Annotated in this window: 11 protein-coding genes; 8 read left to right on the forward strand and 3 right to left on the reverse strand. The window is 69.7% G+C overall.

The window, feature by feature from the left end; genetic code table 11:
• The coding region (locus AC08OU_RS02115) for a DEAD/DEAH box helicase (RefSeq protein ID WP_476604207.1) at positions 1–919 on the forward strand (919 nt) is incomplete at its 5' end.
• A gap of 254 nt (positions 920–1173) precedes the next feature.
• Here the strand turns inward: AC08OU_RS02115 and AC08OU_RS02120 are convergent.
• Positions 1174–1416, reverse strand: a complete 243-nt coding sequence (locus AC08OU_RS02120) for a hypothetical protein (RefSeq protein WP_476601843.1) — start codon at positions 1414–1416, stop codon at positions 1174–1176.
• 36 nt (positions 1417–1452) lie between these two features.
• Between AC08OU_RS02120 and AC08OU_RS02125 the strand changes: the two genes are divergently transcribed.
• From AC08OU_RS02125 to AC08OU_RS02145, 5 genes are all read left to right on the forward strand, one after another.
• Entirely contained in the window at positions 1453–4917 is a 3465-nt protein-coding gene (locus tag AC08OU_RS02125) for a helicase-related protein (protein ID WP_476601844.1), read from the forward strand.
• A gap of 165 nt (positions 4918–5082) precedes the next feature.
• Entirely contained in the window at positions 5083–5814 is a 732-nt protein-coding gene (locus AC08OU_RS02130) for an SNF2-related protein (RefSeq protein WP_476601845.1), read from the forward strand.
• A 41-nt stretch (positions 5815–5855) separates the two neighbouring features.
• A complete protein-coding gene (locus AC08OU_RS02135; RefSeq protein WP_476604208.1) occupies positions 5856–6365 on the forward strand; it encodes a hypothetical protein in 510 nt (169 codons plus the stop codon).
• Positions 6366–6370: 5 nt separating this feature from the next.
• Entirely contained in the window at positions 6371–7885 is a 1515-nt protein-coding gene (locus tag AC08OU_RS02140) for a C-terminal helicase domain-containing protein (RefSeq protein WP_476604209.1), read from the forward strand.
• Positions 7882–12210 (forward strand): Eco57I restriction-modification methylase domain-containing protein, encoded by a 4329-nt coding sequence (locus AC08OU_RS02145; RefSeq protein ID WP_476604210.1) that lies wholly within the window; start codon positions 7882–7884, stop codon positions 12208–12210. The genes AC08OU_RS02140 and AC08OU_RS02145 overlap by 4 nt, the downstream gene beginning before the upstream one ends.
• Before the next feature lie 93 nt (positions 12211–12303).
• Here AC08OU_RS02145 and AC08OU_RS02150 read toward each other — a convergent pair whose 3' ends face one another.
• Both AC08OU_RS02150 and AC08OU_RS02155 read right to left on the reverse strand, forming a co-directional pair.
• Positions 12304–12531 carry a hypothetical protein gene (locus AC08OU_RS02150; protein WP_476604211.1) on the reverse strand — a complete coding sequence of 76 codons (228 nt, stop codon included), beginning with the start codon at positions 12529–12531 and terminating at the stop codon, positions 12304–12306.
• Positions 12532–12607: 76 nt separating this feature from the next.
• Positions 12608–14020, reverse strand: a complete 1413-nt coding sequence (locus AC08OU_RS02155) for a zeta toxin family protein (protein ID WP_476602052.1) — start codon at positions 14018–14020, stop codon at positions 12608–12610.
• A 375-nt stretch (positions 14021–14395) separates the two neighbouring features.
• On the opposite strand from AC08OU_RS02155, the gene AC08OU_RS02160 reads away from it, so the two are divergent.
• Entirely contained in the window at positions 14396–16375 is a 1980-nt protein-coding gene (locus AC08OU_RS02160) for an McrB family protein (RefSeq protein WP_476602050.1), read from the forward strand.
• A gap of 4 nt (positions 16376–16379) precedes the next feature.
• On the forward strand, positions 16380–16541 hold the full coding sequence (locus AC08OU_RS02165) for a hypothetical protein (RefSeq protein WP_476604212.1): 162 nt from the start codon (positions 16380–16382) through the stop codon (positions 16539–16541).
• Positions 16542–16544 lie beyond the last annotated feature (3 nt).

Here is a 16544-nt window from a genome sequence, read left to right on the forward strand (position 1 = left end):
ACTGCTGACGAACTACGTGATGCTCGAGTATATCCTCACCCGGCCGCACGAGCGCCAGGCTCTGATCGGGGCAGCCGCCGGCCTTCGTTTCCTCGTCCTCGACGAACTACATACCTACCGCGGCCGTCAGGGTGCTGACGTCGCACTGCTCACCCGACGGGTACGGGACGCGTGCGAAGCACCGGACATGCAGTGTGTCGGTACCTCGGCCACCATGTCGAGAAAGGCGTCCTTCGAGGAGATGCGCCGCGAGGTCGCCGTCGTGGCGGGTCGGTTGTTCGGCGCGGAGGTTCGGCCCGACCGGGTCATCGGTGAGACGCTCGAACGCGCGACGGCGTGGCGACCGGTCAGTGACGTGGAGTTGCGGGCCCGGGTCATCGATGCCGAGCCGCCGGTGCGGGTCGGTGAGCAGGTACCGCTCGACCCAACCGGCGCGCCACCGCCGAGCGGGGGCCGGCCCCAGCCCTTTGCGCGGCTCGCGGGCGATCCGCTGGCGATCTGGGTCGAGGACACCTTCGGTCTGGCTCTCGGTCCCGGAGACCGGCTGGTGCGGGAGGACTCGACGACCCTGGCCGCTGCCGCCGAGAAGCTCGCCGAGCGGACGGATCTCCCGGTGGAAACCTGTGCCGGCGCCATTCAGGCCATGCTCGTCGAGGGCGCGGCGGTGCGTCATCCGGAGCACGGCAGACCGTTGTTCGCCTTTCGCCTGCACCAGTTCCTCTCCAAGGGGGACACGGTCCACGTCAGCCTGGAACCGACGATGGTCCGGTATATTACCAGTCAATACCAGGTGAGTGTGCCCGGATCGCGGGACAAGGTACTGCTGCCGCTGGCCTTCTGTCGTGAATGTGGCCAGGAATATCTCGTCGTCGCGCGCAGCAGGGACACCCCTCGCCGCTATGGGGACGTAATGAAGTAACAAATACGTGATCGAGAGCATCATCGCAGGTCACAGGCCTGTGGAGGGTTCGAAACGCGCAAGTTATTTCATTCCGACTCCTATACCGCCCGCCGGGAGTCGGTCGCGGTTGAAAGTGAAGCCGATCTCGGCTATCTCTATGTGAGCGAGGATCATCCCTGGCCTACCGATCCCATTGCCGAAGGGCGTTTTCCGGACACCTGGTTCGACGCTGACGAGCACGGGCACTCGTTCGTCCTGCCAAGACTCGCCGATCAGGTGCCGCGCCGGGTCCGGGTGACGGCGGACGGCAGCGAGGTCGAGACGGACGGCGAGCGCGCCGTGTTCCTTCGTGACATGTCTGGTTCGGTGGCGTCCGGTTCCGCGGCGTCCGGTTCGGTGGCGTCTGGTTCCGTGGCGTCCGAGCCGATGACGGCCTGGTTCATCCCGGCGCCGTTCCGGTTCTGCCTGCGCTGCCGGGTCTCGTACGAGCAGCTGCGGGCCCAGGACTTCGCCAAGCTGGCCTCGTTCGCCGCCGAGGGCGCAGCTCGGCCGTGTCGTTGGTCAGCACCAGCATCGTGCGTAACCTGCGGCGCCAGAAGGCGTTGGACTCCCGGGCCAAGAAGCTGCTCACCTTCGTCGATAACCGCCAGGACGCGAGCCTGCAGGCCGGGCATCTCAACGACTTCGTGCAGGTCACCCAGCTACGCGGCGCGCTGTACCGGGCCGCGCGCGCGGCGGGCCCCGCCGGCCTGCGGTTCGACTCGGTTGCCGAGCGTGTCACCGATGCGCTGGACCTGCCGATGCGGTCGTTCTCCGCGATCGAGGAGCCGGTGTTCAGCCAGCGCGACAACGTGCTGCGGGCGCTGCGGGCGGCGATCGGGTACCGCGTCTACGCCGACCTCGAACGAGGTTGGCGGGTGACCATGCCGAACCTCGAGCAGACCGGCCTCATCACCTTCGACTACGTGGACCTGGACGAGATCGCTCAGCACCAGGCGTCGTGGGCGACAACCCATGCCCTGCTGCGCGACGACGATCCCGAGCACCGGGCGCTGCTCGCCCGCATCCTGCTGGACGAGATGCGCCGGGCGCTCGCCGTCGACGTCGACGCCCTCACCCAGCCTGGCCACGAGCGCATCGTCCAGACAGCCGACCATCTGCTCCGCGGGGTCTGGGCGGTGTCGGGGGACGAGCCGCGGGTGCTCGAACGCACCGCCTACCCGTTCCCGGGCGGCCGGGGAGGCACGCGGGACGCCATACACGTCACCGGTCGTGGTGCGTTCGGCCGCTACCTGCGCCGACCGCACGAGTGCCCGCGCCACCGTGGCCGGATCCGGACGGACGACGCCGAGGCCGTGATCCACGACCTGTTCACGGTGCTGGAGCGCCATGGCCTGATCGGGCAGGTGATGGTCACCGGGCCGGCCCGCGGCGGCGCGCGGGCTTACGCGCGGGCTCAACGGGGCCCGGCGGGCTACCGGGTGAAGGCGTCGGCGCTCATCTGGCGGGCCGGGAGCGGTCGACGTGGCGCGGAGGACCCGCTGCGCCGCGTGGTCGACGACACCGTCGGCGCACGGGTCAACCCGTTCTTCCGCGATCTGTACTCGCACGCCGCCGCGGAGCTCGCCGGCATTGTCGCCCGCGAGCACACCGCCCAGGTCCGGGCCCAGCAGCGGCAGGACCGGGAGGAGACGTTCCGCCGCGGGGGCGACCCGGCCGAGGGCGGGCTGCCCCTGCTCTACTGCTCGCCGACGATGGAGCTCGGCGTCGACATCGCGGACCTCAACGCCGTCATGATGCGCAACGTCCCCCCGACCCCGGCCAACTACGCGCAGCGTTCGGGCCGGGCCGGGCGCAGCGGCCAGCCGGCGCTCGTGACGACCTACTGTTCCACCGGCAGCGCGCACGACCAGTACTACTTCCGCCGGTCGAAGCTGATGGTCGCCGGTCGCGTGACCCTGCCCCGGCTCGACCTCGCGAACGAGGATCTGGTCCGTTCGCACGTGCATGCCATCTGGCTCGCCGAGAGCGGCGCGAGCCTGCACCGCGGCCTCACCGACGTCCTCGATACCGCCGAGGGCCCACGCGGCGAGCTGCCACTGCCGATCCGGGAGGATCTCGCCGCTCACCTGGACGGCCCCGCCGTGCGGGCCCGCACGGTGCGGCGGGCCGAGGCGGTGCTCGCCGAGGAGATGAAGAACAGCCCCTGGTGGTATGACCGGTGGATACCCGACGTCGTGAACGGGGCGTTCCTCGCGTTCGACGGAGCGTGCGACCGGTGGCGGGCGATGTACCGGCAGGCGATCGCCTACCAGCGGGAGCAGAACCGCCGGGTGCTCGACCGGTCCACCCAGTCGAAGGCACGGGCGGCCGCGCGCCGACGTCGGTACGAGGCCGAGCAGCGCCTGCACCTGCTCACCAACGACTCCCCCGACCAGCAGCTCTTCAGTGATTTCTACTCCTACCGCTACTTCGCCTCCGAGGGTTTCCTACCGGGTTATTCCTTCCCCCGGATGCCGTTGGCCGCCTACATTCCCGGCAGCCGGCGGGGCGACGGGTCCTACATCCAACGGCCCCGGTTCATCGCGGTCGGCGAGTCCGGCCCGGGTGCGCTGATCTATCACGAGGGTGGGCGGTACCAGGTCACCAGCGTCCAGGTCCCCGGCTCGGAGCACGGCGTCCCCGGATCGGTGGCGACGATCGAGGCACGGCTGTGCGAGTCCTGCGGCTACTGGCATCATCGCGACGCGGCCGTGAACCGGTGCGAGGAGTGTGGCGCGGTGCTGGGCGGCGGCCGGGCCGGGCTCATGCACCTGCAGACGGTGACCACCACCCATCGCCGACGGATCTCCTCCGACGAGGAGGAGCGCCGCCGGGCCGGTTTCGACCTGCTCACCACCTTCCGGTTCAGCCGGCACGGGGTCCGGCCGGGACGGCTCGCCGCAGACGTGCGCGGCCCGGATGGGGAGGACCTCGCCGAGTTCGTCTACGGCGATACCGCGACGATCCGGATCATCAACCAGGGCCTGCGGCGGCGGGCGGACAAGAACGACGTCGGCTACTGGCTCGACACCGTCAACGGCCGGTGGCTGAATGAGAGACGGGCCGGCGAGCTCCGGGCCGGGGATCTCACGGAGGAGGAGTCCGGTCTCGACGAGTTCGCCGACGACCCGCGGGCCCGCAAAATCATCCCGTACGTGGAGGACCGGCGCAACATCGCCGTCGTCCGGCTCGCCCGGCCGGTCTCCGACGAGGTGGCGACCTCGGTGCGGTACGCGCTCGAACGCGGCATCGAGGCGCTGTTCCAGCTCGAGGACGCGGAGCTGGAGCCCCAGCGGCTGCCCGACCCGGACGGCCGGGGCCGGATGCTCTTCGTCGAGAGCGCGGAGGGCGGCGCGGGCGTGCTGCGCCGCCTGCATGACGAGCCGGAGGCGCTGGCGGCGGTGGCGGAGGAGGCGCTGCGCATCGTCCATTTCGATCCGAAGACCGGGGAGGACACCGACCGGGCGCCGGGCGCCCGGGATCGCTGCGAACGGGGCTGCTACGACTGCCTGCTCTCCTATGGCAATCAGTCCGACCATACCGTCATCGATCGACATGCCGCGGTCGAGCCCCTTCGTGCCCTGATGGCGGCCCGTACCGAGCCACGGCACGGCCACGCGGGCGGCGCGGAGGGGCACGCCGAGGCGTTGCGCGAGCGGGCGGGGTCGGGGTTGGAGCGGCAACTTGTAACATTCCTCCGCGAAGAGGGTTATCGGTTACCTGACGCGACGCAAATGCTTGTATCGGACGCGGCGGCGCGGCCGGACTTCGTCTACCGGCTGCCGTCGGGGGCGGTGGCCGTGTTCGTCGACGGTCCGCACCATGACGCCGCCGACGCGGCCGCGCGGGACGCCGACGCCGAGGACCGGCTGGCCGACCTGGGGTGGCTGGTCGTCCGGTTCCGGTATGACGCGGAGTGGGGGAAGATCGTGGCGCACTACCCGAACGTGTTCGGCCGCGGGCGGCGCGGCTGATGGCGGCCGTCTCGACGCCGCGCCACCCCACCCCGACCGGCGCCACCCCGACCGGCGCCACCCCGACCCGCGACTTCGAGCCGGGGTCGCTGGTGAAGGCCCGCGGGCGCGAATGGGTGGTCCTGCCCGGCGACGACCCGAATTTCCTCGTCGTGCGGCCGCTCGGTGGGGACGAGGAGTACGTCACCGGGCTGTTCCGGGACGAGGCGACGTCCGTGGGTTTCCCGCCGCCGGATCCGGCGGCGGCCGGCGACCACCGTTCCATCTCCATCCTGGCCACCGGGTTGCGGCTCGGCTTCACCGCGAGCGCCGGCCCGCTGCGCTCGCTCGCCGCCGTCGCGGTCACCCCCCCGGCAATACCAGCTCGTCCCGCTGCTCCTCGCGCTGCGCCAGGACCCGGTCCGCCTGCTCATCGGCGACGACGTCGGGATCGGCAAGACGGTGGAGGCGGCTCTCATCGCCAAGGAGCTGCTGGTGCAGGGGGACGCCACCGGGCTGACGGTGCTCTGCCCACCCGCGCTCGCCGAACAGTGGCGGGCGGAGCTGGCCGACAAGTTCGCCATCGAGGCCGAGCTGGTCCTGACGTCCACGGTCGCCGGCCTGGAGCGCCGGGCGGGCGGAGTATCCATCTTCGAACACTTCCCGTTCACGATCGTCTCGACGGACTTCATCAAGACGGATGAGCGCCGGACGCTGTTCGCGCGGTCCTGCCCGGACCTGGTGATCGTCGACGAGGCGCACACCTGCGTCCCGGCGGCCGGCAGCGCGTCCAGCAGCGCTACGACCTGCTGCGCGGCATCGCCGACCGTCCCACGAAACAGGGCCGCCCCCGCCACCTCCTGCTGGTCACCGCCACGCCCCACTCCGGTAAGCAGGACGCGTTCCGGGATCTGCTGAGCCTGCTCAGCCCGCGGCTCGCGCTGCTCGATCTGGACACCGTGCGTGGCCGGGAGGAGCTCGCCCGGCACTTCGTGCAGCGCCGCCGCCGCGATATCCGCCGCTATCAAGGGCAGGACACCCCCTTCCCGGAGGATCGCCAGTACCGCGACGTGGGGTACCGGATGAGCGCGGCCTACTCCGGGTTCCACGACGAGGTGCTCGCCTTCGCCCGGGAGACGGTCACGAATCCCGACGGGGAGCGGACCCGCCGGGTGCGGTGGTGGTCGGCGCTGGCCCTGCTGCGATCGGTGGCGTCCTCGCCGGCTGCGGCGGCGGCGACCTTCACCGCGCGGTCGGTCACCGCCGCCGCCGGATCGGCGGCCGAGGCGGACGCGCTGGGCCGCCCCGGCACCTACGACCTGATCGAGGCCGAGGCGATCGACGGGCTGGACGTCGCCCCGGCGCGCTCGACGACACCCTCTCCGCCGGGGCGCGGGCGACACTCGCGAGGCTGGCCGGTCGGGCCAAGGAGCTGGAGCTGGCAGGGAAGGAACACGACGCCAAGCTGACGACGTTGATCAAAGAGATCAAGGGTCTGCAGGCCGACGGGTACGACCCGATCGTGTTCTGCCGCTACCTCCCGACGGCGGAATACATCGGCAGGCATCTCACGGCGACGTTCGGGAAGAAGGCGACGGTCGAGACCGTCACCGGCGAGCTGCCCCACGCGGCGCGGGCCGCCCGCATCGAGAGGCTCACCGCCACCCCGGGCCGGCACATTCTCGTCGCTACCGACTGTCTGTCCGAGGGCATCAACCTCCAGGAGAGCTTCCAGGCGGTGATCCATTACGATCTGGCCTGGAATCCGACCCGCCATGAGCAGCGCGAGGGCCGGGTCGACCGGTTCGGCCAGCGGAAGTCGTACGTCCGCGCGGTCACCCTGTACGGCGCGGACAACGGCATCGACGGTCTCGTGCTGGACGTCCTGCTGCGCAAGCACCGCCGGATCGCCCGCGACACCGGGGTGACGGTCCCGGTTCCCGACAACGCCGAGAGCCTGCTCATCGCCATGCTTGAAGGGCTGGTCCTGCGCCGCAAGGACGGCGAGCAGCTCACCCTCGATCTCGACGTCGTCCGGACCGACGACGAGGTGACCGACGAGTGGCACAGCGCCGCCAAGCGGGAGTCCCGGACGCTGACGAAGTACGCCCACAGCGGAGTCGACCTGGACGAGGTGCAGGGCGTGCTGGACGACGTGCGGGAAGCCCTCGGCAGCCAGGCCGACGTCCGCCGGTTCGTCCTGAACACCCTCGACGAGCTGGGCGTGAAGGTGGTTCCGACGGAGACCTCGGACGGTCTCGTCGCCGACGTGACCGGGCTGGACCCCCTCTACACCGACGCCCTGCGCGTGTCGCCGGGCGGCGCGGGCCGGCTGGTTCTGCACGACGACCTGCCGGTTCCGCCCGGCCATCGGGCCCTGGTGCGGACCGACCCGGCGGTCACGGGGCTCGCCCGCGCGGTGCTGGAGGAGGCGCTGGACGACCGGACCGGGGTGATCGCCCCGGTGGATGATCCCGGGCCCGCGGGGGCGGGCGCTCCCGCGGACCCGGCGGGTGGTGCGGTGCGGCGCCCGCCGGGGGCGCGCTGCGGGGTGTTCCGCACCTCCGCGGTGGCCACGCGCACGGTGGTGCTCCTCGTGCGTTACCGGTTCCATCTGACGCTGCCCGGCGCGGCGAAGACCGTCGACACCGTGGCCGAGGACGCGCGCCTGGTCGGCTACCGTGGCCGCGGGGAGAACCGCGAGTGGCTGACGCCGCCCGACATCGACCGGCTGTTCGCCGTCGACCCGGAGAACGCCCTGCCCGAGTTCGTTCGCCGGCAGGCGGAACGCGCCATCACCGAGCTCGCCGACGTCGCGCCTGAGCTGGACGCACAGGGCGAGCGGCTCGCCGAGGCGCTGCGCGAGGCCCACCTGCGGGCCCGGGAGGTCGCCGGGCTGCGCCGCCGCCGCGGGCTCACCGTCACCCCGCACGACCGGGCCGACGTCCTCGGGGTCTACGTCTACCTGCCGGCCGGGGCCGGCTCATGACACTGAGAATCGGGGACGTCGAGCTCCTCTCCGTCAGCCTCGAAGGCAGCCTGTTCACCCGGGACCTGGTGCGGCGGGTCAGGGACGCCGACCCGGAACTCGCCGGCACGCGCGCCGAGGACTATCACCTGGCGGCCGGGGAACGGCTCGGCGACGCGGCCAGCCGCCACTGGGCGTACCTGCTCGGGGCGTACCGCACCTTCCGCGCGAGGCTCGCCGCCGAGGAGCGGTCGGCGACCGCGGGTGGGGCGGTGGGCGCGGCGGCGGGCCCGCGGACGACGGGGAGGACGGGGAGGACGGGGAGGACGGGGACCACGCTGACCCGTGAGCTGTGGTTGCAGGTCCTGTTGGGCGAGTTGGGCTACGGCCGCGTCGCGCACGTGCGCCACCTCGGCGAGGACGATGCCATCAGCCACGAGTGGCGGCACGTTCCCGTCCACCTCGCCGCCTGGAACCGCGATCTGGACCAGCGGCTGGGGCCGGCGAAGAGCGACCGGGCCCCGCAGCGCATGATGCAGGCGTTCCTCAACCGGCACGACGACCGGCTGTGGGGGATCCTTTCCAACGGCCGGAAGCTGCGGATCCTGCGGGAGTCGGCGGCCCTGGTCGGCCACTCCTACCTGGAGTTCGATCTCGAAGCCATTTTCGACGGCGAGCTGTACTCCGATTTCGAGGTGCTCTTCGCCTTCGCGCACGCCTCGCGGTTCGAGGCGCCCGATCGGGTGGCCGCGGCGCCGACGAACCCGGCGGACTGCTGGCTGGAACGCTGGCACACCTATGCGGCGGCCGCGGGCATCGTCGCCGGGGACAAGCTGCGGGACAACGTCGTGCGGGCCATGGCGGAGCTGGGCACCGGTTTCCTGGAGGCCAACCCCGGGCTGCGCGCGATGCTGGCGGCCGGCCGCCAGCACGGCGGGCTGACTCCCGACGAGTTCCGCCACGAACTGCTCCGGCTCGTGTACCAGCTGGTCTTCCTGTTCGTCATCGAGGACCGGGACGTGCTGCATCCCCGGCCTCCCGAGGAGAAACCGGACGAGACGCCGCGGCAGCGGGCCGACCGCAAGCGCCTCACGGATCAGATCATCGAGGGCCGGCGGCGGTACGCCTCCTACTTCTCCACCGCGCGGCTGCGCCGCATCGCCTCCCGGCGGCGTGGTGATCAGCATGGTGACCTGTGGCGCGGGCTCGTCCTGGTGCTGGAGGCCCTGGGCAGCGACGGCGGTCGGCCCGAGCTTGCCCTGCCGGCCCTCGGCGGGCTGTACTTCACGGGCGGCTCGGCGACCGAGCGGGGCCGGTCCGGCGAGTCCGGCGAGTCCGGCCCGAAAGACCGCGAGACCGGTGCGGACGACCGCGACGCCCGTCCCGACGAGCTGCGCCGGCTCGAACTTCCCAACCGGCGGCTGCTCGCCGCGGTGAAACTGCTCAGCCATGTCACGGATGACCGGGGCCGCCGGCAGCGGGTCGACTTCGCCCAGCTGGGCGGTGCGGAGCTCGGCAGCGTCTACGAGTCGCTGCTGGAACTGGTGCCGGACCCGGATTTGCCGGCCCGGCGGTTCCGTCTCGTCGACGCGCCGGGCAACGAACGCAAGACCACCGGCTCGTATTTCACCCCGAACGCGCTCATCGACTCGCTGCTGAGGACCGCGCTGGACCCCGTGATCGACCGGTACGCGGCCTCCGGCATTCCCGCGGATCTCCTGCGGATCACCGTGGTGGACCCGGCCTGCGGCTCCGGGCACTTCCTCGCCGCCGCCGCGCACCGGATCGCCCGCAGATACGCGATCATGGACCGGGGAGACGACGAACCGTCCCGGGCGGAGATCGTGAAGATCCTGCCCGAGGTCGTCGCGCGGTGCGTCTACGGGGTCGACATCAACCCGCTGGCGGTCGAGATCACCAAGTTCTCGCTGTGGCTGGCGTCTGTCGAGCCGAACCGCCCGCTCGCCTACCTCGACCATCACATCAAGGTCGGCAACGCCCTGCTCGGCGTGACCCCGATGCTGCTGGACGGGGGAATCCCCGACGCCGCCTTCAAGACGTTCGGCGACGATGATGCCAGCCGGGTCAGGGCACTGCTGGCCGACAACCACGGTGCGGTCTTCCTGGAGGCGCGGAAATCCGCCGACATCAGTCACTTCGCCAACCTGCGCGGTCGGCAGGAGCTGCGTGAGATCATCGATCTGCGTGCACTGTCCCTGTCGGATGTCCGTGAGCAGGCGCGGCGGTACGAAGCCCTGAAGGCCATGCCCGAGCGCCGCCTCCACCTGCTGGCCGCCAACGCCTGGTGCGCCGCGTTCGTCTGGCCGAAGCACGAGGGTGGGCCACCGGCGATCACGAATCAGCTCCTGTATCCGCTGATGGCTGGTTCGAAGGAGTTGTCACCGGAGCTGGCGAAGCTCCTGGACGACATCACGGACCGGTACCGTTTCTTCCATTGGCATCTGGAGTTCCCGGACGTCTTCCGCACGGATGACGATCCGGACGATCCGGACGATCCGGACGCTCCCGACGCTCCCGACGCGAACCCGGGCACCGGCTGGCGCGGCGGCTTCTCCTGCGTCCTGGGTAACCCGCCGTGGGAGCGGGTGAAGCTCCAGGAGAAGGAGTTCTTCGCGCACCGGGACGAGAAGATCGCCAAGGCCCCGAACAAGGCGGCCCGGCAGCACCTGATCGACGCGCTGAAGGAGAGCGAGTTCGCCTCCGACCGTGCCCTGTACGCCGACTTCCAGGATCACCTGCGGGAGTCCGCCGGCTGGTCGCAACTGCTGCGGGACTCGGGCCGCTACCCGCTCACCGGCCGCGGCGACGTCAACACCTACGCTGTCTTCGCCGAGACGGCCCGGACCATCCTCGGCCCGCACGGTCGTGCCGGCCTGGTGCTGCCCACCGGCATCGCCACCGACGCCACGACCGCGCCGTTCTTCCAGGACGTCGTCGAGAAGGAGTCGCTCGCCGGGCTGGTGGAGTTCGAGAACGAGGAGTTCCTACTCAGCCGCGCGGTGGACCACCGAGTCCGGTTCTGCCTTCTCACTCTCGCCGGGCGTCAGGCCGGAGCCGACCGGGTGCCGTTCGCCTTCGGATCACGGCGGATGGTCGACGTGGCCGACCGCCTGTTCACCATGACACCGGCCGAGATCCGTCTCCTCAACCCGAACACCAGGACCGTCTCGATCTTCCGGTCCCCGCGAGACGCCCGCATCACCCTGGACATCTATCGCCGCGTACCGGTCCTCTGGCAGGATGCGCCGCCGTCGAACCCGTGGAATATCTCGTTCAAATCCATGCTGCACATGGCCAACGATTCCAAATATTTCCACACCCGTAAGGATCTGGAGAAGGCCGGCTGGCATCTTGTCGGTAACGTCTTCACGCGAGGGTCGGGCGAGGACGCCGAGTACATGCTCCCGCTGATCGAGGCGAAGATGGTCCACCATTTTGACTATCGGTTGGGAACGTACGAGGGGCAGACCCAAGCTCAGGCGAACATGGGAACCCTGCCCCGGACGACGCCCAAGCAGCACGCCGACCCGGACTTCGTCACGCTGCCGCGCTACTGGGTCGCCGAGGAGAAGGCCGAGAAGAAGCTCGGCGAGCGGTGGGACCGCGGCTGGCTGCTCGGCTGGCGCGACATCGCCCGCGCCTCCGACGAACGGACCTTGATCGCCAGCATCTTTCCGCTCGTGGCAATCGGGCATACCATGCCCTTGCTTTACAGCGTATCGGAGCGTCTTCCCCTGCTCTTCGCCAATCTCACGTCATTCGTACTCGACTACGTCACTCGGCAGAAGGTCGCGGGTACTCACCTGACCTACGGCTACGTCAAACAACTCCCCGTGCTGCCGCCGGAGCGGTATGACGAGCCGGTGGGGTGGCTGGCGGGGGATGCGCCGGCGCGGTGGATCGAGGCGCGGGTGCTGGAGCTGACGTACACCGCCTGGGACATGCGGCCCTTCGCCGAGGACCTGGGTGATGCCGGGCCGCCGTTCGTCTGGGACGAGGAACGCCGGTTCGAGCTGCGGGCGGAGCTGGATGCCGCCTACTTCCACCTCTACGGCGTTGACCGGGATGACGTCGGCTACATCCTGGACAGCTTCCGGGCCTTCCGGAACAACGATCCGGAGCGGTTCGAGCGGACGAAGGCCCGCATCCTCGCGATCTACGACGCGATGGCCGCCGCGGAGGCCGATGGGCTCGCCTACGTCAGCCCACTGGCTCCGCCGGCCGGCCTCGGCCGCCGCCACTCGGCCACTCCCGGCCACCCTCGCCGCCTTCGGCGCGCACAAGGCACGGAGCCTGCTCCGGGCGACCAGTACGCCATCTGGTAGCCGTCCCCGGATCTCTGCGTACGATCTCAGCGCCGATCTGACTCCACCCGATCCCGACGACTCTGTCGGGCCGCCAGGATCAGCCGCGAAGCCTCACAGGTCGGTATAGCGATCGACATACAGAGTGGGATTCTTGTCGCCGAAGATGCGCTTCCGCCTTTCTTCATCTTCCTTTCGTTCGTCTTCTTTTGCTTTCGCCAGCGCCTCCGTGGAAAAGGTTCGGGCGTTTCTCATTCCCTTGTTGAACTCTTTCTTTCGGCGAGCTTCGAACTCCTCGTCGGTTTCCTTAGCGGCTTTTTCGCTGATTTCTTCTTCGGGCATCATTTTTCTCCTATCTCGACAGGGTTGCGACGGTAATTTGTTGGGGTATTATTGCGTTCTTTTGCGGATTTAATTCCTAGTTTTTTAAATCTATATTTCTGCCGTAGAGTGTCGCCGGTCCCGTAGCCTCTGGATTGATCCTCGACTTCGCCTGAAAGCTTTGGTAGGCTGCTGGGTCGAGAATCTCAAGTTCTCCGTCAAGCTCCTTTACGGCGATCTGTCTGGGTTCGCTGTTTGTATCGAAGAGGAAGGCACTGTCGGCTTTTTCTGCATAGCTTTCGAAGCCCTGAGAGAAGCCGCGGTGCGCCTTCAACTGGTGATCGATAGGAACGTATCGCCCGGACTGCTCGCCGCGGGCGGCGGCGCGTTCGACCGCGAGCTCTGGGTCTGCGCTCACTCCGAACAGGCGTACTTCATATCCTTTCTCGTGCGCGTCATCGATCAGCTTCATGGTCTTATCCGGATTACCTAGGTTGCTGTCGTAGATGATGTTGAGTCGGCGGTTCATGGCCTCACCGAGCACCGTCTTTGCCAGCGTACTGCTCTCCTCGTGGACGACATCAGCGGCTCGGGAATCCCCGGCCTGAGCGATGGCACCGAACTCCGGAATGAGTTCTTTGATGCCATCGGGATCGAGGCGCACGGCATTGTCGGTCCGAACGTGTCCATCAGCCACGAGGTTCCTGAGCACGAAGCCCTTGCCGGAGGCTCCGCCGCCGCCCATGAGGTCGAGGGCGGGACTGCCCTGCTCTGGCGGCTTGGCATCGCCGATCACCTCCTTCGCCAGATTCTCCCGGAAGGCGGCGCGTTCGGGGGTGTTGATGGTGTCCGTCGGGGTGAGGAGCGGATGGTCGTCCGGCAGAGTCCGCGGTGCCTCGCGGACGGCCCATCGCTCCCGACTGGGGGCGGGGGCGTCCTGGGGCTCGGGGCGGTAGCGGCGGGCCGCGTCGTCCAGCAGCGCCAGCTTGGCCTCGATCCGAGCCCGGTCGCTGTTCCCGGGCTCGGTGGGCGGGCGGATCTCGGACGGCCGGTCGCCGGTGGTGTCCGCTGGCGTAGCCGCGCCGCCGCCGGAACGGGCGAGCGCCGCCCTGTCGAGAAGGTCCAGCTTGGCGTCGATGCTGGAGGTGTTCCGGCTGGGAGTGTCCCGGCCGGCCGGTTGGTCCTGATGGCGGGGCTCGGGTGGGTCGCCCGGGGAGGCGGCGCGGTCCAGCAGGTCGAGCTTTCTGTCGATCTCGGTGACCCGCGACTGTTCCGGGACCGGCCCACCACCTGCGTCGGGCCGTTCCGGGGCGGTTTCGAGGCCACGGAACTCGGCCGGAGTCACCGCGGCAACCTGGCCGGAGGCCGGCGAACAGCCATGGACGCTCCCGGGGCAGAAGAGAGCCATTCTCGTGACCGGGCTAACGGTACCGTATTCAGAAGCGCCTGGCACTTGTACGGCGTCCCGGCGCAGAGAAGCGAGCCGGGCGGGATTGCCGCCTGTAATCACCTCCGGCAATCAGGTGGCGTATTTCTCCACGGTCCACGTGAGCCGGCGCCGCGCGAAACAGATCGGTTCGCGCGCCTTCACGCTCGCGCCCTATCCTGTCCTGTCGCTCGATGTGCCTGCGCACGGCATCATCGATCTTCGGCTGCCGGCAGGCTCGCCGGGAGCGACGGGCGCTCGGTGCGCGAGGCGTGTGGACGGCGGCAGCGGGAGGCGGACGGCTCGATACCTCTCCGGACGGCCTGGCCGGCTCACCAGAATGATCACTTTGGGTAGTTAAAGTTTCGTTCGTTATGAGTGCTTCGTCGTTGTCTGATGACCTGATGAATAATTGCTCCCGATCAGATCCTGCGGGTGGATCGCGTCGGGGGCGGGTGCATGGCGGATCAGCTAGAGATCATCGGCGGGCTGCTGTACCGGGTTATGCGGATCTTGGCCGAGGTCGGCGAGGCGTCTCCGGACGAGCTGTGGGTGCGGATGCGTGCGCCCGATGCTGGCGCCGATCCCGGATGGCGGCGCGGATCAGGTGACGACCCGCAGACCGCCGTCGCAAGGAAACTCACCCTGCAGGGCGGCGTCTACCTGGCCAGGGCCGGTCATCTGAGTGAGAGTAACCACCGGTGGCAGGCCACCGGAATCGGCCGGGATGCGTTGCGGGCGTTCCCGGACCAGGCCGCGTGGTGGCGTGATGTCACGGAGCACAACGCTTACTGGCGGGAACACCGGAGCAGCCTCGGCCTGGTGGACGACGTCCTCGCGGTGCTGCCCGAGCAGACCTGGGTCAGCGTCACGGACCTCTCGACGGTGGCGGATCTGACGGTCGACGGCCTCGTCCGCCATCTGTGCGGCTTCCGCCCCGAGGGCTGGTCGCGCGTGCTCGACCCGGCGGGCCGGCCGCCGCGCGAGGCCCTCTTCACCGAGGACGAGTATCGCGACTGGCTGGACTGGTTCGAGGTCGAGGTCGGCGACCTGACGGCGGGGCGGGCGGCCGGCGAGCTGCGGCTGCCGCTCGACGACCTCCGCATGCTCGTCGAGTCCATCGCGCCGGAGCGGATCCCTCGCCGGGCCTGGCTGGTACGCGGCGCGGACCGGCGTGGCCGTTCGCTGGCGCGGGATCTCTGGCTGGCCGACGAGGTCTGTTCCCTGCCCGGTGACCGGCTGGAGGTGCGGCCCGGGGTCGACTGGGAACAGGTGCGCCGGGCGGTCGACCGCGAACACGCCTCGCTCACCTCGGCCCGGCGCGGCCGGCTCACCAGCGAGTACCACGCCTTCCTGAGCCGGATGCGGGAGAACGACCTCGTCGTCGTGAACGACCGTGACCAGTACTACGTCGGGGAGATCCTCGGACCGCCGGTGTTCGTCGCGAGCGTCGGGGGCGTCGCGGACCTGCAACGGCCGGTCCACTGGCGCAACGCCGACGAGCCGGTGAACTACCTCGATCTGCCCGATCGGGTGGCGGTCCTGCTCGGCAACGCGGAAGCGCGCATCGTCGATCTTTCCGATTTCGTCGCCGACCTCGACGCCCTGGTGCCCGCGCCCGCGCCGGTGACATCGATCGCGACGACGGGGGCCGTCCCCCAGAGCGCCGACGCCGACCTCGCCGGGCAGGTCCTCGGCGGGGACGATCTGCGCGAGGTCACGGACGAGTTCGCAGACGGCCTCTTTTACAGCCGGGACTGGTTGCGCAGGTGCGTCGAGCTTCTGCGGGACCGGCCGCAGCTCATCTTCTACGGCCCGCCCGGCACCGGCAAGACGTACCTCGCCCGGCACCTGGCCTGGCATCTCGCCGACGATCGGCGCGAGAACGTCACCCTCGTCCAGCTCCATCCGTCCTATATGTACGAGGACTTCTTCCAGGGTTTCCGCCCGGTGCAGGTGAAGGGTGGCGACGGTGACGCGGCCACCACCAACCGGATGTCCTTCGAGCTCGTGGACGGTCCGCTGCGCCGGCTCGCCACCGCCGCCGAGCTCAATCCCCGCCAGGCGTTCTTCCTGATCATCGATGAGATCAACCGGGGTGACCTGGCCAGGATCTTCGGTGAGCTGTACTTCCTGCTGGAATACCGCGGGGAGGCCGTCACCACCCAGTACGCCTCCGCGGACACGCGCGACTTCCAACTGCCGAAGAACCTGTTCATCATCGGCACGATGAACAGCGCGGACCGTTCGATCGCCGCCTTCGACCAGGCGCTGCGCCGACGGTTCACCTTCGTCGGGCTCCATCCGGACGTCGAACCGACCGCGTCCGTGCTGCGCCGTTGGCTCGCGGCACGCGACCTGCCCGACGAGGCGGCCCGCCTGCTCGGCGAGCTGAACCGCCGCATCGACGACCCGGACGCCCGCGTCGGCCCGTCCTAACCTGATGCGCGACCGCGTCCACCAGAGTGCCGACGGCCTCGAGCGGGTGTGGGAACATCAGATCCTGCCGCTGCTGGCCGAACACCACGTCGGCGAGACCATCGATCTCGCCGCCCGGTACGGTCTACCGGCGCTGCGGCAGCCCCTCGGCCCCGGGGCAGGCTGATGC

It is taken from the genome of Frankia sp. CcMO1 (assembly GCF_977945845.1).